The sequence below is a fragment of the Mesorhizobium sp. M2D.F.Ca.ET.226.01.1.1 genome (assembly GCF_004022705.2).
In the GTDB taxonomy this organism is placed as follows: Bacteria; Pseudomonadota; Alphaproteobacteria; order Rhizobiales; family Rhizobiaceae; genus Mesorhizobium.
Map to the genome: position 1 here is coordinate 410459 of NZ_RZOY02000002.1, position 21391 is coordinate 431849.

The 21391-nt window shown below is 64.1% G+C and carries 22 protein-coding genes and 1 pseudogene; 16 read left to right on the forward strand and 7 right to left on the reverse strand.

The genetic code is table 11. The features are described 5' to 3' along the window. Nucleotides 1–139: 139 nt before the first annotated feature. Nucleotides 140–343 (forward strand): DUF465 domain-containing protein, encoded by a 204-nt coding sequence (locus tag EN869_RS05820; RefSeq protein ID WP_040985243.1) that lies wholly within the window; start codon nucleotides 140–142, stop codon nucleotides 341–343. Nucleotides 344–509: 166 nt separating this feature from the next. Here EN869_RS05820 and EN869_RS05825 read toward each other — a convergent pair whose 3' ends face one another. Then, nucleotides 510–1310, reverse strand: a complete 801-nt coding sequence (locus EN869_RS05825) for an IclR family transcriptional regulator (RefSeq protein WP_127225332.1) — start codon at nucleotides 1308–1310, stop codon at nucleotides 510–512. Nucleotides 1311–1473: 163 nt separating this feature from the next. On the opposite strand from EN869_RS05825, the gene EN869_RS05830 reads away from it, so the two are divergent. From EN869_RS05830 to EN869_RS05865, 8 genes are all read left to right on the forward strand, one after another. After that, nucleotides 1474–2304, forward strand: coding sequence for a transporter substrate-binding domain-containing protein (locus EN869_RS05830; RefSeq protein WP_189341225.1), 831 nt, complete (start codon nucleotides 1474–1476; stop codon nucleotides 2302–2304). 114 nt (nucleotides 2305–2418) lie between these two features. After that, on the forward strand, nucleotides 2419–3084 hold the full coding sequence (locus EN869_RS05835; RefSeq protein WP_127225333.1) for an amino acid ABC transporter permease: 666 nt from the start codon (nucleotides 2419–2421) through the stop codon (nucleotides 3082–3084). 1 nt (nucleotide 3085) lies between these two features. Continuing rightward, complete coding sequence (locus EN869_RS05840) at nucleotides 3086–3736, forward strand: amino acid ABC transporter permease (RefSeq protein WP_127225334.1); 651 nt, start codon at nucleotides 3086–3088, stop codon at nucleotides 3734–3736. A gap of 4 nt (nucleotides 3737–3740) precedes the next feature. Then, nucleotides 3741–4535, forward strand: a complete 795-nt coding sequence (locus EN869_RS05845) for an amino acid ABC transporter ATP-binding protein (RefSeq protein ID WP_127225335.1) — start codon at nucleotides 3741–3743, stop codon at nucleotides 4533–4535. A gap of 38 nt (nucleotides 4536–4573) precedes the next feature. Beyond that, a complete protein-coding gene (locus tag EN869_RS05850) occupies nucleotides 4574–5035 on the forward strand; it encodes a RidA family protein (RefSeq protein ID WP_127225336.1) in 462 nt (153 codons plus the stop codon). 18 nt (nucleotides 5036–5053) lie between these two features. Further along, entirely contained in the window at nucleotides 5054–6259 is a 1206-nt protein-coding gene (locus EN869_RS05855) for an aminotransferase class V-fold PLP-dependent enzyme (protein WP_127225337.1), read from the forward strand. A 77-nt stretch (nucleotides 6260–6336) separates the two neighbouring features. After that, nucleotides 6337–6834 carry a 5-(carboxyamino)imidazole ribonucleotide mutase gene (gene purE / locus EN869_RS05860; RefSeq protein ID WP_127225338.1) on the forward strand — a complete coding sequence of 166 codons (498 nt, stop codon included), beginning with the start codon at nucleotides 6337–6339 and terminating at the stop codon, nucleotides 6832–6834. Further along, on the forward strand, nucleotides 6831–7907 hold the full coding sequence (locus EN869_RS05865) for a 5-(carboxyamino)imidazole ribonucleotide synthase (RefSeq protein WP_127225339.1): 1077 nt from the start codon (nucleotides 6831–6833) through the stop codon (nucleotides 7905–7907). The genes purE and EN869_RS05865 overlap by 4 nt, the downstream gene beginning before the upstream one ends. Nucleotides 7908–7912: 5 nt before the next feature. On the opposite strand, the gene EN869_RS05870 is transcribed toward EN869_RS05865, so the two are convergent. Next, the gene (locus EN869_RS05870) at nucleotides 7913–8323 is read right to left on the reverse strand and encodes a lysozyme inhibitor LprI family protein (protein WP_127225340.1); all 411 of its coding nucleotides are present in this window, start codon (nucleotides 8321–8323) and stop codon (nucleotides 7913–7915) included. 260 nt (nucleotides 8324–8583) lie between these two features. Here EN869_RS05870 and ykgO point away from each other — a divergent pair, with 260 nt between their 5' ends. The 3 genes from ykgO to EN869_RS05885 all read left to right on the forward strand — a co-directional run bounded on the left by ykgO (nucleotide 8584) and on the right by EN869_RS05885 (nucleotide 10724). Beyond that, nucleotides 8584–8709: a type B 50S ribosomal protein L36 gene (gene ykgO / locus EN869_RS05875; protein ID WP_040974291.1), complete on the forward strand. Its 126-nt coding sequence runs from the start codon at nucleotides 8584–8586 to the stop codon at nucleotides 8707–8709. A gap of 163 nt (nucleotides 8710–8872) precedes the next feature. Next, nucleotides 8873–9493: a hypothetical protein gene (locus EN869_RS05880; protein WP_127225341.1), complete on the forward strand. Its 621-nt coding sequence runs from the start codon at nucleotides 8873–8875 to the stop codon at nucleotides 9491–9493. A gap of 169 nt (nucleotides 9494–9662) precedes the next feature. Continuing rightward, complete coding sequence (locus tag EN869_RS05885; protein ID WP_127225342.1) at nucleotides 9663–10724, forward strand: alpha/beta hydrolase; 1062 nt, start codon at nucleotides 9663–9665, stop codon at nucleotides 10722–10724. A gap of 225 nt (nucleotides 10725–10949) precedes the next feature. Here EN869_RS05885 and pyk read toward each other — a convergent pair whose 3' ends face one another. Then, nucleotides 10950–12377: a pyruvate kinase gene (gene pyk / locus EN869_RS05890; protein WP_127225343.1), complete on the reverse strand. Its 1428-nt coding sequence runs from the start codon at nucleotides 12375–12377 to the stop codon at nucleotides 10950–10952. Next, complete coding sequence (locus EN869_RS05895) at nucleotides 12374–12928, reverse strand: DUF1036 domain-containing protein (RefSeq protein ID WP_189341219.1); 555 nt, start codon at nucleotides 12926–12928, stop codon at nucleotides 12374–12376. Before EN869_RS05895 ends, pyk begins: the two co-directional genes overlap by 4 nt. A gap of 170 nt (nucleotides 12929–13098) precedes the next feature. Between EN869_RS05895 and EN869_RS05900 the strand changes: the two genes are divergently transcribed. From EN869_RS05900 to EN869_RS05915, 3 genes and pseudogenes are all read left to right on the forward strand, one after another. Continuing rightward, entirely contained in the window at nucleotides 13099–13896 is a 798-nt protein-coding gene (locus EN869_RS05900) for an N-formylglutamate amidohydrolase (protein WP_127225345.1), read from the forward strand. A gap of 26 nt (nucleotides 13897–13922) precedes the next feature. Continuing rightward, a complete protein-coding gene (locus EN869_RS05905; protein WP_127225346.1) occupies nucleotides 13923–14231 on the forward strand; it encodes a DUF1244 domain-containing protein in 309 nt (102 codons plus the stop codon). A gap of 331 nt (nucleotides 14232–14562) precedes the next feature. After that, nucleotides 14563–15756, forward strand: a pseudogene (locus EN869_RS05915) (MFS transporter). A gap of 77 nt (nucleotides 15757–15833) precedes the next feature. Here the strand turns inward: EN869_RS05915 and EN869_RS05920 are convergent. Next, nucleotides 15834–16727, reverse strand: coding sequence for a LysR family transcriptional regulator (locus EN869_RS05920; protein WP_127225347.1), 894 nt, complete (start codon nucleotides 16725–16727; stop codon nucleotides 15834–15836). 96 nt (nucleotides 16728–16823) lie between these two features. Here EN869_RS05920 and EN869_RS05925 point away from each other — a divergent pair, with 96 nt between their 5' ends. Further along, nucleotides 16824–17780, forward strand: a complete 957-nt coding sequence (locus tag EN869_RS05925; RefSeq protein ID WP_127225348.1) for an SDR family oxidoreductase — start codon at nucleotides 16824–16826, stop codon at nucleotides 17778–17780. A gap of 62 nt (nucleotides 17781–17842) precedes the next feature. On the opposite strand, the gene EN869_RS05930 is transcribed toward EN869_RS05925, so the two are convergent. Together EN869_RS05930 and EN869_RS05935 are read right to left on the reverse strand one after the other, a co-directional pair. Then, nucleotides 17843–18001 carry a DUF3309 family protein gene (locus EN869_RS05930; protein WP_095816715.1) on the reverse strand — a complete coding sequence of 53 codons (159 nt, stop codon included), beginning with the start codon at nucleotides 17999–18001 and terminating at the stop codon, nucleotides 17843–17845. Between the two features lie 198 nt (nucleotides 18002–18199). Beyond that, nucleotides 18200–21376: an efflux RND transporter permease subunit gene (locus EN869_RS05935; protein WP_127225349.1), complete on the reverse strand. Its 3177-nt coding sequence runs from the start codon at nucleotides 21374–21376 to the stop codon at nucleotides 18200–18202. Between the last annotated feature and the right edge of the window lie 15 nt (nucleotides 21377–21391).

Sequence of the window (21391 nt, forward strand, 5' to 3'; positions counted from 1 at the left end):
TCTCGATGTCGAATGCCACGTGGTAGCATTCCACGACAAAGTGAAATGTGATAAGGGCTGCGCGCCGGTCACCGACAGAAACCCGACCGGCCCCGCCCAGACAGCCCGATTGGGCGACGCATACGCAAAACGGTAGATAATGTCCGAACAGGAACAGGCTGAAATACGCCTCGAATATTCCCGGCTCAAACAGGAACACGCCGATTTCGACGCCGCCATCAACGCGATGATCGCCACCGGTTGTGACCCGCTTCAGATCCAGCGCATGAAAAAGAAGAAGCTGATGCTGAAAGACCGGCTGTCGGCGCTGGAGGACCGCATTATCCCGGACATCATCGCCTAAGGCGTGTTGAGATTCAGGTCAGGCTGAGTCGAAAATGGTGGTTTCCGAGAACCGGAGCGGAGCGTACTTGAAGTACGCGAGCACCGGAGGCGCAGGAGGCCGCCATTCGCAGGCCGGCCTCACCTGAATATCGACACGCCTTGGATCAATAACCGGCTCAACGCCGTCACGAGATCGAAAGCCGCGCCGCGCGCTCGCGCAGCACGGTCAGCAGTTCGCCTGTACGGTCCTCGGACGTGTCGATCGGCACCACCAGGCACATCGTCGCCTCGACCTTGCCGGGAGCCGAGAACACGGGCGCCGCAAGGCATTTGGTATAGGCATCGACCAGGCCCGATGTGACGCAATAGCCGGTGACCCGGGCCTTTCCGATGTCGTCGATGAAATCGTCGAGCGCGATCTTGCGGCCGTCCGGCAGCACGAGATCGTCTTGCGTGACCATCGCTTCGATCCGGCCGCGGTCGAGACCGGCAAGCAGCAGCCGGCCGGAAGCCGTCCAGGGCAGCGGGATCTGCAAGCCGGTGGCCGAGCTGATGCGGAACGGCCTGTTGCCGGGGCTGGAGTGGACGATCGTGTAGCGGCCGCTCTGCAGCATGCACAGCTCTGATGTCTCGCCGGTCTCTCGCGACAGCGTGTCGACCTCCTGGCGGCCGCGCCGTAAGAGGTCGTTGCCGCGCATATAGGCCATTCCATAGAGATAGAGCTTCTTGCCGAAATAGACGCGGTTGCCGTCGCCGGCCATTTCCAGGAGCCCGGCTTCGACCAGCTCGCGCACCAGCGTGTAGGTCGTCGAGCGCGGGGCATTCAGCCCCTTGGCCAACTCGCCAATGCCGATCGCGCGCTGATTGGCGTGCAGGAATTCCAGCATGTTCAAGACCCTGTTGAGGCCCTTTTCCCGCGAGTTCGCGGGCCGCTCTTCGTCGGCGCCTTCGGTCGGCCACGCGTTCAGCGTTTCACCATCTTGCATTGTCGATTCCTGGTGTTAGTATCTGTCTTGTACAGGATACACGCGTCTCTTGTAAGAGACAATCGCTGTCGCGATGCGTATTTCTGCAGCATTGGGGAACAAACCATCAAAGGAGGTCGCCGTGAACGACACATCCGGCAGACGTGATTTTCTGAAACTGGGAATGGCGGGCCTTGCCACCGCCGGCGCGCTCACCGCAATCAGCGCCGAGAAGGCGGCGGCGCAAGCCGCGTCGGACAGCGTGCTGCGCACCGCGCTCGATCGCGGCAAGCTGATCGTCGGCACCGGCAGCACCAATGCGCCGTGGCATTTCGAGAATGATGCCGGCGAGCTGGTCGGCATGGACATCACCATGGGCCGCATCCTCGCCAAGGGCCTTTTCGACGACCCGACCAAGGTCGAGTTCGTACCCCAGGACCCGGCGCAGCGCATCCCGAACGTGACGACCAACAAGGTCGACATCACTATCCAGTTCATGACCATGACCGCGCAGCGCTCGCAGCTGATCCATTTCTCGCGGCCTTACTATGTCGAAGGCGTCGCGCTGCTCACCCTGCCCGGCTCCGAGAACAAGACCTTCGACAAGCTCCTGGCCAACGGCGCCAACACCCGCATCTCGATCCTGCAGAATGTCGATGCCGAAAGCTCGGTGCATTTCGCCTTGCCGCAGGCGCAGGTGATGCAGATCGACACCCAGGCCAACGTGCTGCAGGCGCTGGAGTCCAAGCGCGTCGACGCCGCCGCGGTCGACCTCTCGACCGTGCGCTGGCTCGCCTCGCGCAACCCGGACAAATATTTCGATGCCGGCAAGAGCTGGTACTCGATGCTTTACGGCGCGGCCGTCAGGCAGGGCGATCTCGACTGGCTGACCTTCGTCAACCAGACCTTCACCATCGCCATGTTCGGCCATGAGACGGCGCTCTACGACGCCGCCTTCAAGGAATATTTCGGCCAGGAGCCGCCGCCGCGTCATCCGGGCTTCCCGGTCATCTGACAAGCCATACGCCAAGCCGGCGGAGGGAGCCGTCCTTCCGCCTGTTTTTCCTCGACACAGGCCTGGCGGGTGACGGATGCTCGATCCGTCATCGCTGGCTATTGAGACGGACGCATGGGCTATACGCTCAATTTCAACCTGATCTGGCGGCATTTCGACAAGCTGTGGGGCGGGCTGCTGCTCAGTCTCGAGCTTGCCGTGATTTCGATCGCCATCGGCATCGTCATCGGCCTTGTGCTGGCGGTCTGGTATGTCTCGGCCGGACGCGTGGTGCGCGGCATCATCGCGGCCTATGTCGAATTCATCCGCAACGTGCCGCTGATCCTGCTGGTTTATCTGGTCTTCTACGGCCTGCCGACGGTCGTCGATCTCGTCTATAGCGCGCAGACCTCTTTCGTCGCGACGCTCGCCCTCTACAGCGGCGCCTATCTGGTCGAAGTGTTCCGCTCCGGCCTGGAAGCCGTGCCGCGCGGCCAGCTCGATGCCGGCAAGGCGATCGGGCTGACGCCCTGGCAGCGGCTCATCCATGTGCGCCTCCCGACCATGATGCGCATCACCTTGCCGGCGCTCTCCAACACCTTCATCTCGCTGTTCAAGGATACGTCCGTCGCTTCCGTCATCTCGGTGCCGGAGCTGACCTATGGCGCGCAGTGGATCAACTTCAACACCTTCCGCATCGTCGAGGTCTATCTCGTGGTGACGGCGATGTATCTGATGACGGGCTATATTCTGCTTTTCGCGCTGCGCCTTGTCGAGCGCTGGTACCGGACGGCGCGCTGAGATGCTGGGTCAGATCGCCTACGCTCTGCCGTTCCTCGCCCAAGGCTTCGCGCTGACGCTCTGGGTGTCGTTGCTGGTCGTCGTGCTGTCGCTCGTCGCCGGCGTCATCCTCGGCGTCGGCCTGGTCTATGGACCCGCGCCAATACGCTGGGCTGTGCGCATCTTCTCGGACACCATCCGCGGCATTCCGATCCTGGTGCTGATCTTCTTCGTCTATTACGGCCTGCCGGCGGTCGGCGTTCACCTGCAGTCCTTCTGGGCCGCCGTGCTGGCGCTCACTCTGTTCAAGACCGCCCAGGTCGTCGAATATCTGCGCGGCGCCGTCGCCTCGATTCCAAAGGGTCAGTCCGAAGCGGCGATGGCGATCGGCCTGACCTTCCGGCAGCGGCTCGCCTACGTCATCTTTCCACAGGCCTTCCGCCGCTTCCTGCCGCCCTGGATCAATGGCGTCACCGACGCCGTGAAGGGCAGCGCGCTGGTCTCGCTGCTCGGCATCACCGATCTGATGCAGGCGATCAACCAGGTGATCGGCCGCACCTATGAAGCGATGCCGCTCTATATCCTCGGCGCCCTCATCTACTTCGCCGTCAACTATGCGCTTTCATACGCCAGCCGACGGCTGGAACGGCGCTTCGCTTTCATCCGGGACTAACGTGATGGCCACCAGTTCGAACAACAGCACCGCGCTTCTCGATATTGCCGAGGTCTCGAAATCCTTCGGCTCGGTCAGCGTGCTGCGCTCTGTCAGCCTGACGGTGGCCAAGGGCGAGGTGGTGACCGTGATCGGCCCGTCCGGCAGCGGCAAGACCACGCTGCTGCGCTGCGTCAACTTCCTCGAGAGCTATGACTCGGGCTCGATCCGCATCGACGGCAAGGAAGTTGGATACCGTGATGCCGGAACGCGCCAGCGGCGCAGCGAAAGAGATCTCGCCGCCATGCGCGCCGAGACGGGCATGGTGTTCCAGGGCTTCAACCTCTTCCCGCATCTGACCGCAGCCGGCAACATCATGCTCGGCCTCACCAAGGTGCGCGGCAAGAGCAGTGCGGAAGCGCGCTCGATCGCCGAGCATTGGCTGGGCCGGGTAGGCCTCGGCCATAAGGCCGACAGCCTGCCGGCCGAGCTATCAGGCGGCCAACAGCAGCGCGTCGGCATTGCGCGTGCCGTCGCCATGGAGCCGAAAATCCTGCTGCTCGACGAGATCACCTCGGCGCTCGATCCGGAGCTCGTCGGCGAGGTGCTGGCGGTGGTGCGCAGCCTGGCCGAGGACGGCATGACCATGGTGATGGTGACGCACGAGATGGCCTTCGCCCGCGATGCCTCCAGCCGCATCGTCTTCATGGCCGACGGCGGCGTCTCGGCGGTCGGACCGCCGAGGGAGGTCCTTGCCGCGGAGACCACCAATGAGCGGCTGCGCACCTTCCTGGCGCGCTTCCGCGCCTCGCATTTCTGACATCGGATGGTTTTTAGCCGTCCAAGGAGCATTCTTCCATGACGCCTTACACCCGGCTCGCCGAACTCGGCCTGATGCTGCCCGAGCCGCCGACGCCGATCGCCAATTTCGTCACCCATGCCGAAAGCGGCCGGCTGATCTTCCTCTCAGGCCAGGGGCCGCTGCGCGCCGACGGCACGCTGTGCACCGGCAAGGTCGGCGAGGACGTAACCGTCGAGCAAGCCTATGAGCATGCCCGCCTCACCGGCCTCAATCTGCTGGCTGTCATGCATGCGGCGGCGGGCGACCTCGGCCGTATCGTGCGCGTGGTGAAGCTGCTCGGCTTCGTCAACGCGATCCCGACTTTCAGCGACCACCCCAAAGTGGTCAATGGCTGCTCGGACCTTTTCGCCGATGTCTTCGACAAGATCGGCGGCCACGCCCGCTCAGCGATCGGCGTCGGCTCGCTGCCCGGAAACATCACCGTCGAAATCGAAGCGGTCGTCGAGATCGCTGCCTGACTTTAGGAGTTCGCCCTCATGAAAACCTATTCCGACGCCGGCTCCAACACCACGATCCGCGAGCGGCTTGGCTTGCGGCCCATCATCAACGTCTCTGGCACGATGACGGCGCTCGGGGCCTCGATCATCGTTCCGGAAGCCATCAGCGCCATGGCCGAGATCGCCTCGCAATGGGTGGAGATGGACGATCTGCAGCGAGCCGCGAGCGCGGTCGTCGCCCGTCTCACCGGCGGCGAGGCCGGCTTCATAACCGCCTGCTGCGCCTCGGGCATCACCATGGCGATCGCCGGCGCGATGACCGGCACCAATCTCCTGGCGATCGAGCGCCTGCCGGACGACACCGAAGGCCTGAAGTCGGAGGTCGTCATCCAGCTCGGCCATATCGTCAACTATGGCGCGCCCATCGACCAGTCGATCCGCGTCGCCGGCGCCAAGGTCATTCCGGCGGGCACTGTCAGCGTGACACAGGACTATCATGTGCGCGAGGCGATCAACGAGCGCACGGCGGCGGCCCTCTTCGTCGTCGCTCACCACACGGTGCAATACGGTATGCTTTCGCTGGAGGAGTTCTGCGAGATCTGCCAGGCCAAGGGTGTGCCGGTGATCGTCGACGCCGCTTCGGAATACGACCTGCGCAGCTTCCTGGCGCGCGGTGCCGATATCGTCGTCTATAGCGGCCACAAATTCCTTTCAGGGCCTACCAGCGGCATCGTCACCGGCCGCAAGGACCTGGTGCGCGCTGCCTATCTGCAGAACCGCGGCGTGGCGCGCGCCATGAAGGTCGGTAAGGAAAGCATCGCCGGCACGATGGCGGCGCTCGACGCCTGGGAGAGGCGCGACCATGCAGGCATCCGCCGGCGCGAGGAGGCGGCGCTCAACCTGTGGAAGGATGCCCTGCAGGGCATTCCCGGCATCGGCGCTGAGATCATACCCGATCCGACCAGCAATCCTCTCGACCGCCTGCAGGTTTTCGTGCGCCCCGAAAGCCGCTTCACGGCTGCCGGTCTCGCCTCCGCGCTCGCGGCTGGCTCGCCGCCGATCATCGTGCGCAACCACGAGGTCGAGCGCGGTCATTTCTTCCTCGACCCTTGCAATTTGCATCCCGGCGAGGCGGAGATTGTGGCCGAGCAACTGCGCGCGGTGCTGACGGCGAAGGACCGGCCGGCTAACGCGATGAAAGTGTCGCGCAAGGATTCGGCCGGATCGTTGCGCTGGCCGGACTAGCTGGCCGCCGGCATGACAATCCTTGCGGCAGCAGGCGAATTCCGCTAAGGCGCGCCTTTGCCGCCGGGAGCGATACCTTGACCGATCAGCGTGCCGACGTCGCCATCATCATGGGCAGCCAGTCCGACTGGGCGACGATGCGCCAGGCGGCGGAAACGCTGGAAGCGCTCGGCATCCCGCACAAAAGGCTGATCGTCTCGGCGCACCGCACGCCCGACCGCCTCTATGACTTCGCCAAGGGCGCCAAGGCTGCCGGCTTCAAGGTGATCATCGCCGGCGCCGGGGGCGCGGCGCACCTGCCCGGCATGACGGCGGCGATGACGCCGCTGCCGGTCTTCGGCGTTCCGGTCGAATCCAAGGCGCTGTCCGGCCAGGACTCGCTGCTCTCCATCGTGCAGATGCCGGCCGGCATCCCGGTTGGCACGCTGGCGATCGGCAAGGCGGGAGCGGCCAATGCCGCACTTCTCGCCGCCGCCGTGCTGGCGCTCAACGACGACAGATTGGCAGCCCGGCTCGACGCCTGGCGCTCGGCGCAGACCGCCAAGGTCGCCACCGAGCCGACGGACACGCCGTGAGCCTCGCCCCCGGATCGACCATCGGCATCATCGGCGGCGGCCAGCTCGGCCGCATGCTGGCGATGGCCGCCGCCCGTCTCGGCTACCACATCGTTGTCTTGGAACCGCAGGCCGACTGCCCGGCGGCCCAGGTCGCCAACCGGCAGATCGTCGCCGCCTATGACGATCCGGCAGCGCTCGCCGAGCTCGCCGCCGCCAGCGCCGTCGTCACCTACGAATTCGAGAATGTCCCGGTTGCCGCCGCCGAAACGCTGGCGGCGAAAGTTCCGGTCTATCCGCCCGCCCGCGCGCTCGAAGTGGCGCAGGATCGCGTCACCGAGAAAAGCTTTTTGAACGGCATCGGCATTCCCACGGCCGAATTCTGCGCAGTCGACAATGACGACCAGCTGACCGAGGCGTTGAGGAAGTTCAACGGCAGCGGCGTGCTGAAGACGCGGCGCATGGGCTATGACGGCAAGGGCCAGCGCGTCTTCCGCAACATGGAAACGGGCGGCTTTGCCGGCGTCTGCGAGGCGATGGGCAATGTGCCGCTGATCCTGGAATCGCTGGTCGCCTTCGAGCGCGAGATTTCCGTGATCGCCGTGCGGGGTCTCGACGGAACTGTCGCTGCTTTCGATCCGGCTGAGAATGTCCATCGCGAAGGTATATTGCGCAGCTCGACCTTGCCGGCGGCCATCCGCCCGCAAACGGCCGCCGCCGCCAAGGCTGCCGCCTCGAAAATCCTTTCCGCGCTCGACTATGTCGGCGTGATCGGTGTCGAGTTCTTTGTCCTCGCCGACGGCTCGCTCCTCGCCAACGAGCTGGCGCCGCGCGTGCACAATTCCGGCCACTGGACGGAGGCTGCCTGTATCATCTCGCAGTTCGAGCAGCATATCCGCGCCGTCGCTGGCCTGCCGCTGGGCTCGCCCGCCCGGCATTTTGACTGCGTGATGGAAAATCTGATCGGCGACGACATGCTGAAGGTGCCGGCGCTGCTCAACGAGCCCGACCTGATGCTGCATCTTTACGGCAAGGCGGAGTCACGCCCCGGCCGCAAGATGGGCCATTTCACACGCCTCTTCCGGGCGCGATAACTCCCCTATTGGTCGTCGCCCGCGTCCGAGCCGGCGCAGCTCGGATCGCTCAGCTTGCAGTTGGCGTCGGAGGTCAGCTGCTTTGTGCGCTCGGTTGAGAGCTTCGTCAGGCACTGCGATACCTCCATCGGATGGATGGAGCCGCCTTCGCTGTCGGCGGTCGAATAGGCGCATTCGGCGTCGCGGAAGGCGATCCAGGCGCGTTGCGCCGTCTGCAACAGCTTGTTCGAGGCCTGATCGTTGCGGCTGACGATATTTTTATAGGCGGCATTAAGCTTGGCATCGGCCGCCTGAAAGTCGGCATCGGCGCAGATGTTCATCATCGACTGGCTGTCGTCGCTGCGGTCGCAATCCTCGGCAAAAGCGGCCGGCGCGGTAAGAAGGACAAGGCAGGCGGACAGAAACAGACGGCGCATGCGAATCTCCAGTCGCTTGGGCGTGGACACCATTCCAGTCGACCCACCATTCCAATCGTCCGTGAGTCGCGCAATGCCGCGCCGGCCGGGATGGCGAATATTTAATGGATCGCGTCAATTGCCCTATTCGGGCATCGTCACGTGGTTGACACGGACAACACTCCTCGTTTATGAGCCACCGCAAGTTCAAAGGCGCGCTTTTTCCGGGCGCGCCTTTTAAAATTCGGCCCGGGACGGGCCCTGACCGAACAGGCAAGACCATGAAGATCAAGAATTCGCTCAAGGCGCTCAAGGCGCGTCACCGCGACAACCGGCTGGTTCGCCGCAAGGGACGCATCTACATCATCAACAAGACCGCTCCGCGCTACAAGGCGCGCCAGGGCTGAGTTTTGCGCGCGGCGTAGTGCATGTCGCCCAAAAGTGCCAAGCGGTTTTGGGACAACGACATGCACAAAGAGACCGCGCCTGTTTGATGTTGATTGCCGGCTCGCCGGCTCTCTCACGCTAAAATCATTTGGACGATCCGCCGCCCGGGATTAGATTCCGGAGATGCGGATTCGTTTTGCATTTCTCGCCGCCCTTTTGCTGTCAGGCATAGCTTTGCCCGCAGCAGCAGAAACGGTGCCAGGCGCGCTGCCTCCAGATGCCGCGCCGCCCGCCGCGACACCGCCGCCGGCCGCCCCGACCAAGCAGGGCCGCCTCGACCAGCTCTTCGCCGAGTTGAAGCGCGAACGCAACGAAAAAGCCGCCGAGCGTATTGCTGGCCATATCTGGAGCGAGTGGAACCAGTCCGGCAGCGCCTCGATCGACCTGATGATGCAATGGGCGCAAAAGGCGACGGAAGAACAGAAATTCGACGTCGCGCTCGATTTCCTCGACCAGGTCGTGACCTTGCAGCCCAATTACGCCGAAGGCTGGAACCGCCGCGCCACCGTGCATTTCTTGATGAAGAATTACGGGAAGTCGATGGCCGACATCGACCGCACCTTACAGCTCGAGCCGCGCCATTTCGGCGCCCTTTCAGGCCTCGCGCAGATCATGACCGAGACCGGCCACAAGCAGTCGGCGCTGGAAGCCTGGCAAAAAGTGCTGGCGATCTACCCAATGATGCGCAGCGCCCAGAACCAGGTTTCGACGCTTTCGGAAGAGCTGGCCGGCGAAGGTATTTAGGCAGTAGGAATTGGCCAGTAGGGAGTAGGGAAAAGAGAGCCCTACTGCCTACTGCCTACTGCCTACTGCCTACTGCCTACTGCCTACTGCCTACTGCCTACTGCCTACTGCCTACTGCCTACTGCCCTACTGCCTCAAACTAATTCTCCTCCCACCCGTATCTCCCCGCATGAACCTCATCTGCGCCGCCTTCCTGTTCCTCATCGCGCTCCTCTTTGCCCTTGCCGGCGTCACCCGCGTCGGCATCTGGTCGATCGAGCGCCGCAACCCGCCTGTGGGCGAATTCGCCGAGATCAACGGCGCGCGAATCCACTACGTCCATATCCCTGCGTCGGGCGGCGCGGACCTGCCGCCGGTGGTCTTCATCCACGGCGCCAGCGCCAATCTCAAGGACCAGATGCTGCCGCTAAAACCCCTGCTCGAGGGCCGCGCTGACATGCTGTTCCTAGACCGCCCGGGCTTCGGCTGGTCGGAACGCGGCGACAATGAAACACTTGCCGAGCAAGCCGATACGATCGCCGCGCTGATGGACCGCCTCGGCATCCAGAGGGCGGTCATCGTCGCGCATTCCTTCGGCGGCGCGATCACCACGGCATTCGCCCGCCAGCATCCCGAAAAAACAGCCGGTCTCGTCTTCGTGTCACCCGCCACGCATCCCTGGCCGGGCGGCGCGACCGCCTGGTACTACAAGCTCACCGCCATGCCCGTGGTCGGCTGGCTGTTTTCCGAAACCCTCGCCTATCCGGCCGGTATGCTGCGGATCGGCGATGCGACGGCTTGCGTCTTCTCGCCCAACAACCTGCCGGACGATTACATCGGCAAGGCTTCGATCCCGCTGGTGCTCAGGCCATCCGCCTTTCGCGCCAACGCCCGCGACGTCGCCCAGCTCTACGACTATGTCAGCGCCGCCTCGCCCACTTACCGCGAGATCAAGGCGCCGACCGTCGTCATCTCAGGCGACCGCGACAAGGTGGTCTACGCGGCGATCCATTCCGCCGGCCTGGAGCGCGACATCCCGGGTGCCGAGCTGGTCTGGGTCCACAATCTCGGCCACAAGCCGGACTGGATCGCGCCCGGCCTCGTGGTCGACGCGATCGAGAAAGTGAGCGGCGCGCCGATCGACTTGCAGGCGATGGCTAAGGCCGTGGAAGGCCGGATCGCCGGGGATGCGCAAGGCGCCGGCCGCTGCGCAGAACTCAAGGTGCCCGACGCAGAACTCGCGCCAGGCTGATCGAAGACCAAGCGCCTGGGGTGCGTTGAGATTCGGGTCAGGCCGAGTCGAAAATGATGGTTTCCGAGAACCGGCCTACGCCGGCCGTAGCCTTTCATAGAGCCGAGACACCTATGAGGGCTTCGGCCGGCGAAGGCCGGAGTGGAGCGTACTCAAAGTACGTGAGCACCGGAAGCGCAGGAAGCCGGCATTTGCAGGCCGGCCTCACCCGAATCTCAACGCACCCTAGTGAGTCTCAGATCCCAAATAGGCTATGCGCAGCATATTGGTCGATCCGGGCGTCCGCAGCGGCACGCCGGCCGTGATGATGACGCGGTCGCCCGGCTTGCCAAAACCTTCTTCCAGCGCGATGCGGCAGGCCCTGTCGACCATGTCGTCGAGGTCGGTGGCATCCGGCGAGACGACGCAATGCGTGCCCCACAAGAGCGATAGGCGGCGCGCCGTGTTGAGGATCGGCGACAGCGCCACGATCGGCACCTGCGGGCGCTCGCGCGCGGCACGCAGGCCCGTGGTGCCCGACGCGGTGTAGGAGATGATTGCCGACAGTTTCAGCGTCTCGGCGATCTCGCGGGCGGCCAGCGAAATCGCGTCGGCCCCGGTTGCCTCGGGTTCCGAACGCTGCGCGTTGATGATACCGGCATAGGTCGGATCGGTTTCGACCTTGGTGGCGATGCGGTTCATCATGGCGACCGCTTCGACCGGATAGGCGCCGGCCGCGGATTCGGCTGACAGCATGATCGCGTCCGCGCCCTCGAAGACGGCGATCGACACGTCGGAGACCTCGGCGCGGGTCGGCACCGGCGCGGTAATCATCGACTCCAGCATCTGAGTCGCGATCACCACCGGCTTGCCGGCGCGGCGCGCCGCGCGCGTGATCTGCTTCTGGATGCCCGGCACGGCTTCGAGCGGCATTTCCACGCCGAGATCGCCCCGGGCGACCATCAGCGCGTCGGACAGCTCGATGATTTCAGGCAGCCGCGCGACAGCCTGCGGTTTCTCGATCTTGGCCATGATCAGCGCGCGGCCGCGCGCGATCTTGCGGGCTTCCGCCAGGTCCTCCGGCCGCTGCACGAAGGACAGCGCCACCCAGTCGACACTGGCCGCCAGCACCGCGTCGAGATCGGCGCGGTCCTTCTCGGTCAGCGCGCCGACCGGCAGGTCGGTGTCGGGCAGGCTGACGCCCTTCTTGTCGGAAATGCCGCTGCCGGCAACCACCGTGCAGGTGATCGACTTGCCGTCGCTCTTTATCGCCTTCAGCTCGAGCTTGCCGTCGTCGATCAAAAGACGGTGACCGGGCTCGACCGAGCTCAGGATTTCGGGATGCGGCAGATACACACGGCTGGAATTGCCAGGTTCCGGGTTGTCGTCGAGCGTGAACGTTTGCCCCGGAGTCAGCGCTTCCTTGACATTGGCGAACTTGCCGACCCGAAGCTTCGGACCCTGCAGGTCGGCGAGGATGCCGATCGGCCTGCCGACGGCGGCCTCGACGGCCCGGATGCGGCCGACCAGTGTGCGCATCAGCTCGTGGTCGGTGTGGCTCATATTGATGCGGAAGACATCAGCGCCCGCTTCGAAAAGCTTCTTCAGCATTTCCTCGGAGGAGGAAGCCGGACCGATGGTGGCGAGGATCTTGACCTTGCGGTTGCGTCTCATTGACTGTTTGTTCCCGGGGCGGGGGTCGCTGGCGCGCCTCCCGTTGCGGGCTCGTCGGTCAGCTGGACCATCCAGCTGGCCTGCTCGCCCGTGTCATATTCCTGAAATCCGGCGCGTTGGAAGCCCCGGGCGACGCAATCATTCACGCCGGCGATCTTGAACTCTTTTTCGGCGACGCACATGTTGATCGGGCCGTCCCAGCGCCCGCCGCGTTCGGCGTCTTCTGCATAAAGATAGTAAAACCTTGATGACAGCGGACCCTCAATCAGCGTCTTACAGGTCGATCCTTCGATGTGCCACCAGCCCTCGGTGATCCAGCCGGCCTTGGCGCGATAGCCGATGCCGACGCCCACCAGATTTTGCGTTGCGTTGCAAACGCGAAAGTCTGCCCGGGCCGGCGAGGTCGCGACAACCGCGCCCAATCCCGCGCCGATGATCAGCAACGGCACGGCCAGGCGCTTGCGCAACCGACCGCCAAAACCCATCGCAGATCCCCTTGCGAACCACATTTGCATCTCTCGAAGCCCCTTTTCAGCAAACTCCGGTCGCATGTCAACGCGCCGTTTTGTTCAATTCCAATCGATTTAGAAGGGCCGGCCGCGCAATTTCTTGTCCCATCGGGGATTTTTTGCGGAAACCTTGGCCAAACAACGGCATTGCGCCAGTGCCCTCTTCGTGGAATGACGATACCACACCGAAGCCACCACCCCCTTTTCAGCTGATGACCCGATCCACAGTTTTCGCGCCGTTCGACATTGTCGAGGGCGACCGCAAGAAAGGCATCGTGCTTCTCGCCGATCACGCCCGCCGCGACCTGCCCGAAGAGTATGGCAGCCTCGGTTTGCCGGCTTCCGAATTCGACCGTCACATCGCTTACGACATCGGCGTCGAGACCGTGACGCGCGAGCTGGCGGCCGCGCTCGACGCGCCCGCGGTGCTTGCCGGTTTTTCGCGGCTGCTGATCGATCCCAACCGGGGTGAGGACGACCCGACCATGATCCGTCAGCTCTATGACGGCACCGTGGTGCCGGGCAACTATCCGATGGCCCCGGAAGAACGCGAGCGGCGGCTCGATCGCTTCTACCGGCCCTATCACGACGCCGTCGGCGCGATGATCGCCTCCGTCGCCCATGCCTCGGGCAGGGCGCCGTTCATCTTCTCGGTTCATTCCTTCACGCCGGTGATGCAGGGTTTCGTCCGCCCCTGGCATGTCGGCGTGCTGTGGGACCGCGACGACCGCGTGGCGCGGCCGCTGATCGATATGTTGGCGCAGGACAAATCCCTCGTCGTCGGCGACAACGAACCCTATGACGGCGCGCTGCGTGGCGACACCATGTTCCGCCATGCCATCGTCAACGGCTACGCCCATGCATTGCTCGAGATCCGCCAGGATCTGATCGCCGACCGCGCCGGGGCGCTTGCCTGGACCGAGCGGCTGGCGCCGATCGTTGACGCAATCGACCGGCGTGCCGATATACATCAGGTGAAGATGTTCGGCTCGCGCACGGGGCCGGCATAAGGGCCGCCACGGCCGGGAGTTCCTGAATGACCGAGCTCAGCGACGACCAGAAGCGCGATTTCGAGGCAGCCGCCTTCCGCCGGCTGGTGCAGCATCTGCGCGAGCGCGGCGATGTCCAGAACATCGACCTGATGAACCTCGCCGGCTTCTGCCGCAACTGCCTGTCCAACTGGTACCGCGAGGCCGCCGTGGCCGAGGGCGTGCCGCTGTCGAAAGATGCGTCGCGCGAGATCATCTACGGCATGCCCTATGCCGAATGGCAGGCGCTCAACCAGACCGAAGCGTCGGAAGCCAAGAAGGCTGAGTTCGAAGCCAGGCGGCCGAAGGATCATTGAGCTAACGGCGAGGGCATAAGAGCGAATGCTCGCGGGACAGCGCCCCCCTCTGGCCTGCCGGCCATCTCCCCCACAAGGGGGGAGATTGAGCGCGTCATCGCTCCGCTTTTCCTGCAACGCTGGCGGTTGGCGAAAGCCGACACGACATCTGATCTCCCCCCTTGTGGGGGAGATGTCCGGCAGGACAGATGGGGGCGCGAAGGATCGCTACCGAGCGACTTTTCATTCGCCCGCACCTGGTCCAAGCACTTCCTCATCACGGTTCTTGACTGCCGATTGAATCGATCTAATTTGCCGCGCGAAGCCATTTGGCGTAGCGGACTTCGAAATCATGAGCATGCAAACCACGATTGAGGCCGCGACGCGCGGCCGCTGGGCCGTCGCTGGCATTTTCCTCGCCAATGGTTTCTTGACCGGCAGTTGGGCGCCGCAGATCCCGGTGTTCCTGACCCGGCTCGACATCACCAGATTCACGCTCGGCCTGCTGATTCTCCTGTTCGGCGTCGGCGCGGTCATGGCCATGACATGGTGCGGCCATCTTATCTCCAGGCATGGCTCGCGTAGTGTGACTCGGCTGTTCGGCATTTGCGGCAGCTTCGGCCTGCTGATCATGGCGCTCGCGCCCAACGTGCCGCTTGCGGCGATTGCCATGCTCATCTTCGGCGGCTCGATCGGCGGCATGGATGTCGCCATGAATTCGAATGCCGTCGTGGTGGAACGAAAACTCTCCCGCGCGATCATGTCGTCCTCGCACGGCTTCTGGAGCCTTGGTGGCTTCGCCGGCGGCGCGCTTGGCGGCTATTCGATCCAGAACTACGGCTATCTGCCCCATGCCGTTGCGGTAACCGTGATCGCCTTGGCCCTCATCGCCTTTGCCATTCGCTATCTCGTCGCCGAGGACAAGCCGCAGGCTGTCGAGCAGCAGAAATTCACGCTGCCGCGCCACACGGCCGTCTATCTGGTCGGGCTGATGGCGCTGCTCACCATGATCTCGGAGGGCGCGGTGCTCGACTAGGCAGCGCTCTTCCTGCACCAGGAACTGGGCGCCGACCTCGCGGTCGCCGGTCTCGCCTATGCCGCCTTCTCCGGCGTCATGGCGTTGATGCGTTTCCTCGGCGACGGCGTGCGCAACCGCTTCGGCGCCGTGGCGACATTGCGCGGCTCGGCGCTGGTCGCCGCTGCCGGCATGCTGGTCGCCGGCCTCTCGTCCTCGCCTTACCTCGCCATCGCCGCCTTCGCCTTCTGCGGCTTCGGCATCGCCAACATGGTGCCGATCCTGTTCTCGGCCGGCGGCAACCAGGAAGGCATGTCGTCCGGCACCGGTATGAGCGTCGTCACCACCATGGGTTATTCAGGCATATTGGTGGCGCCGTCGGCGATCGGCTTCGTCGCCGAGCGTTCGAGCTTCGGGCCGATCTTCGTCGCGCTGTCGGGGCTGCTGGTCGTCGTGCTCTTGATGGCCGGGCTCGCTCACCGGGCCGAATTCGCTCCCGAGCCCGATGTATTTCAGGTCGAACCGACCTGAAATACATCGGGCTCTAGGATCAGAGAATAGAGCATGATGTCGTCCGAAAACCGCTTCACACTTTTCGGCATCATGCTCTAGCCTGTGCCGGCCGAATAGCGCTTCAACTCCTCATGCAGGAAATCCGCCACGCGGCGGATGCGCATGCTGGTGCGCACATCGCGATGCATGGCGAGCCACACCGGCAACTCAGGCAAAGGCACATCGAATGGCAGCTTCTCGATGTCGGGATCGCGGTCGACGAGCGGCTCCTGGCCGATGCCGATGCCGTTGCCGGACCGCACCGCCTCCCACAGCACGATCTGGTTGTCGGTCCGGAAGCGGAAATGGCTGCGGCCGACCGGAATGCCGAACGAAGTGAGCCCGCGAATGATCTCGTCGCTGCGGTCGAACCCGACCAGGGCATGATCGGCAAGGTCGGCAGGCTTTGCGGGACGGCCGCGTCGGTCGAGATAGGAACTGGCCGCGCATAGGCAGAGCGGGATGTCGGTGACCTTGCGCGCTACCAACTCGTTCTGCGCCGGCCTGACCATGCGGATGGCGATGTCGGCGTCGCGACGCAAAAGGTTCTCGACCTGATTCGAGGCGACGATCTCGACCTCGATACCGGGCTCCTCCTCGCCAAGCCGCGCCATCATGTCCGGCAGCACGAAGGCGGCGACCACCTCCGAGGCAGCGACGCGTACCGTTCCCTCGATCGCCTCGACCGACCCCAGCGCCAGCAGCGAAAAGGCACTGGCCTGCTCGCTGACCGCTTGGCCGCGTTCGTAAAGCGTGCTGCCGGCCTCGGTCAGCTCGTAGCCGCGCCGCCCGCGCCGGAACAGCGTGACACCCAGCGCCGCTTCCAGTTCGGCGATATGGCGGCCAAGCGTCGGCTGGCTGGCTGCGAGCCTGCGTGCCGCTCCCGAAAGACTGCCGGTTTCGGCGACCGCCACAAAACTCTTGATCAGGTTCCAGTCGAATTCCTTCATTCATTTTTGAATAACAGAACGCCGATTTCAGTCAATTTCAATTCGTTTGTGAACGCCTCACATTAGCCGGGCAAACGCAAGCAACGGAGAGAACAAATGACCAAGATCGCAATCCTCGGCGCGAATGGCCGGCTCGGCCGCGTGGTTGGCAAGGCTTTCATCGACGCCGGCTTCGACGTCCGCGCCGTCACCCGCACCGGCAAGGTGCCGGCGGAACTCAAGGGCGCAACGTCAGTTGCTGGTGACGGGCTGGACCGCGAATCCCTCATCCGCGCCACCGAGGGCGTCGACATCATCTTCAACGGCCTGAACCCGATCTACACCGACTGGGGCAAGTGCACGCCGATGGCCGAGAACGTCATGGCCGCCTGCCTGGCGAACAACACGCTGCATCTCTTCCCCGGCACCGTGTACAATTACGGCTCGCCTATGCCGCAGGTGATCACGGAAGCGACGCCGTTCCATCCGACCACCGAGAAGGGCCGCATCCGCTGCGCCATGGAAGACCTGTTCCGCCGCGAGGCCGAAGCCGGCCGGGTACGCACCATCGTCTTGCGTGCGGGCGATTTCTTCGGCGGCACCGGCTCGGGTTCCTGGTTCGACCTCGTCGTCGCCGCCAAGATGAACAAGGGCGTCTACACCGCGCCCGGCCCGGCCGACCTCATGCATGAATGGGCCTATCTGCCGGACTTCGCCGTGGCTTTCGTCGACCTGGCGAAGAATCTCGATAAGCTCGGCTTCTACGAGGCCATCAACTTCCCCGGTCACGCCATCACCGACCTCGACATCAAGGCCTCGGCCGAAAAGGCGCTCGGCCGCAAGCTTAAGCTCTCCTTCATGCCCTGGTGGGTGCTGCGCGCCGGCAGCCCATTCGTCGCCATGTGGCGCGAGATCGTCTCGATGTCCTATCTGCGCTTCGAAGCGCACCGGCTTGCTTCGACGCGGCTGGAAAAGGTGATCGGCGAAATCCCGCACACCCCGCTCGACCAGGCGGTGAAGCAGGCGCTGCGGGATATCGGTATCACTGTCTCGACCTCGCGTCAGGCTGCCTGATCGCAAGCTGCATCGGAAATGGTGCGGCCGGGTTTCGAAGCCCGGCCGCAATTCGTTGAAGGTCAGATCCTGCCCATCAGCAGCAGGATCAGAAACACGATCAAAAGGACACCGACGATACCGGATGGGCCGTAGCCCCAGGAGCGGGAATGCGGCCAGGCCGGCACGGCGCCGATCAGGATCAGGATCAGGATGATTACGAGAAGTGTGGTGATGGTCATAAGAAACCCTCGCCGTCTAAAGCAATTCCAGGAAAAGTGTGAGCGGTTTTCCGTCTGGAATTGCGTAGAAACAAAGAGATAGGGCAGTTCGCCGTTTCCGTGAAACGGTGAAACGCACTAATCGAACTTGAGGGAACAATGCAAAGAGCCGCCCGGTTGTTCCCTGGCGGCTTTTGTCCTTGTGGTTGTGAACCCGCTCTATTCCGCGGCTTTCGGGAAGGCCTCCGCCGGCTCGACGCCGGCCTCGTTGGCTGGCGCGTCGGTCGAGACCTTGCCCTTGCCGCGCCGGAACAGGCGGCCAAACCAGTTTCGCCTCGCACCGGGCTTCACCTTGGCGCGGGTGAACACCATCAGCATCGAGGGTGTCACCACCAGGGTCAGCAGCGTGGCGAAGGACAGGCCGAAGACGATCGCCGAGGACAGCGAAATCCACCATTGCGTCGACGGCGCGTTGATCGTCGTCTCGTGATGGAAGATTTCCAGGCCGAGGCCGAAGGCGATCGGCAGCACGCCGAGGATGGCCGACACCGCCGTCAGCACCACGGGACGAGCGCGCTCGCGGCAGGTCTGCAGCACCGCTTCCATCTTGTCCCAGCCTTCCTCGCGCAGCCGGTCGTAAGTGTCGATGAGCACGATGTTGTTGTTCACCACCACGCCGGCGAGCGCGATCACGCCGATGCCCGACATGACGATGCCGAAGGCTTCGCCCGTCAAAAGCAAGCCGAGGAACACGCCGATCGTCGCCATGACCACGCAGGACAAGACGAGCCACACGCTGGTGAACTTGTTGAACTGCGCCAGCAGCACCAGGAAGATCAGGAAGAGCGCAGCGCCGAAGGCCTTGCCGAGGAAGGCGCTGGCTTCCGCGCTGTCCTCGTTGGAGCCGGCGAGCTTCCAGCGTATACCGCTACCGAGGCCCATGTCGGCGACCGCCTTGGTCACCTCTTCCTGCACCGCCGCCACCTGCGCGCCGGCGCTGACATTGGCCTGGACGACCACGGTGCGCGCGCCGTCGATGCGGTTCAGGATGCCGACGGTCGGTTCGGGTTTGCGCACGACGAAGTTCGAGATCGGCACCGAACCTTGCGAGGTCTGCACACGCAGCTCGTCCAGCGTCGACAGCGTGCGCCGGTCCTCCGGCAGGCGGAGCCTGATGTCAACCGCCTTGTCGGCCCCTGCCGGCCGGTACTCGGAGAGTTTGAGGCCGTTGGTCACCAGTTGCACCACGGTGCCGACGGAGGTCGGGCTGATGCCATATTGCGCGGCCTTGGCGCGGTCCACCTCGAGCGCCCAGTCGACACCGGGCGGCGGCAGGCCATCCGAGATGTCGATGACATTGGGCACCTTGGCGATCCGCGCCGCCACCGCGCGCGCCTTGTCGTCGAGCCCGGCCGGATCGGCGGCCGACAGCCTGATCTGGATCGGCTTGCCGGTCGGCGGACCGGCCTCCGGCACACGCACCTCGACATCGACGCCGGGAATGTCGGCCATGACGGTACGCAGTTCACTCAGGATCTGGTTGGCCGATTTGCGCTCGCGCCAGTCGACGAACTCGTACTGGATGACGCCGACGACGTCTTCCGGAACATCCTGGCCGCCGCCTTGCGTCTTGCCCACGCGCGTATAGACCGACTTCACGCCGGGCCAGCCGAGCAGCCGGTTTTCCGCCGTCTTAGTGGCGGCATCCATTTCGGCCAGCGAGAGGTTGCCGCGGGCGTGCACGTAGAGCAGGCCATAGTCCGGCTCGACGCTCGGGAAGAATTCGACGCCGGCGCCGTATTTCGAATAGGCGAAGCCGACGCCGACCAGCAGGCCGACGGTGAGCAGGATCACGGTCACCGGGAAGCGCACCGCCTGCTTGACGATCGCCATATACCAGCCGTCGCGATGATCGTCCTCGTGATGCTCGGGCGCCTTGGCAAAGATCGCGCCCAAAGTCGGGGCGAACACCAGCGCGTAAAGCATCGAGGCCGACAGTGTCACGATCAGCGTGATCGGCATGTACTTCATGAAGTCGCCGATGATGCCGGGCCAGAAGAGCAGCGGCGAGAAGGCGGCGATGCGCGTCATCGTCGCGGCGATCACCGGGCCGGCCATGCGCTTGGCGGCCAGCGCGAAAGCGTCCGCCTTCGGCATGCCCTCGCTCATGCGCCGTTCCGCGAATTCGGTGACGATGATAGCGTCGTCCACCAGCATGCCGACCGCAAGGATCAGGCTGAACAGCACGATCATGTTGATCGTGTAGCCCATCATGGCGAGCAGCAGGATGCCGATCAGGAAGGACGACGGGATGGCAAGGCCGATGAGCAGCGAGGCGCGTCCCGACAGCGCATAGAGGATGACGATGAACACCAGGATGACGGCGATCATCACATGGTTCTGCAGGTCGCCGAGCAGCTGGTTGACGAAGACCGACTTGTCCTGGGTGTAGGTGACATGCATGCCCTCGGGCATCGTCTTGATGAAGGCATCGGAGACCTGCCTGACATGGCTCAGCGTGTCGATCAGATTGGCGCCGATGCGCTTCTTCACCTCGATGGCGATCGCTGGCTTGCCGTCGAGGCGTGTGACTGTCTCGGCATCCTTGAACGTCGAGCGGATGGTGGCGACGTCCCTGGCCTGCACGACGGCATTCGGCGTGGCGACAACCGGCAGGTCGGCGACGTCCTCCGGCGTCACGATCAGCGACGGCACCTTGACCGCGTATTTACCCTCCGAACCCTCGAGGTTGCCGGCCGCGACCAGGCTGTTCGACGCACCGACGCCCTGGATAACCTGGTCAAGCTGCAACCCATAGGAAGAGAGCTTAACCGGATCGATGACGACCTCGACCAGGTCGTCGCGCGCACCCTGCAAAGAACCTTCCAGAACGCCCGGCACTTCCTCGATACGGTCGCGCAGCTCGCGCGCCGCCGCGGTCAGCACACGCTCCGGCACATCGCCGGAAAGCGTGACGACCAGAACCGGAAATTCCGAGACGTTGACCTCGTTGACCGTCGGCTCCTCGGCCGCCTGCGGCAGGTCGGCCTTGGCGTCCTGCACCTTGCTGCGCGTATCTTGCAACGCGGTCGCCAGATTGGTCTGCGGCTGGAATTCGACCAGCACGTAGCCGCCGCCTTGGAAGGCGGCCGAGCGCATCTCCTTGAGCCCCTTGAGGCTCTTGAGCTTGCTTTCCATCGGCCTTAGCAGCAGCCGCTCGGAATCCTCCGGCGAGATGCCCTGATAGATCAGGCTGACATACATCATCGGAATCGGAACGTCGGGTTCCGCTTCCTTGGGCGTCGACTGATAGGCGACCCAGCCGGCGACGACCAGGAACAGCAGCGCCGATATTGTGAGGCGGGCGTTGTTGATGGCGAGTCTGACGATATCCATGACTTCGGCCTGTTA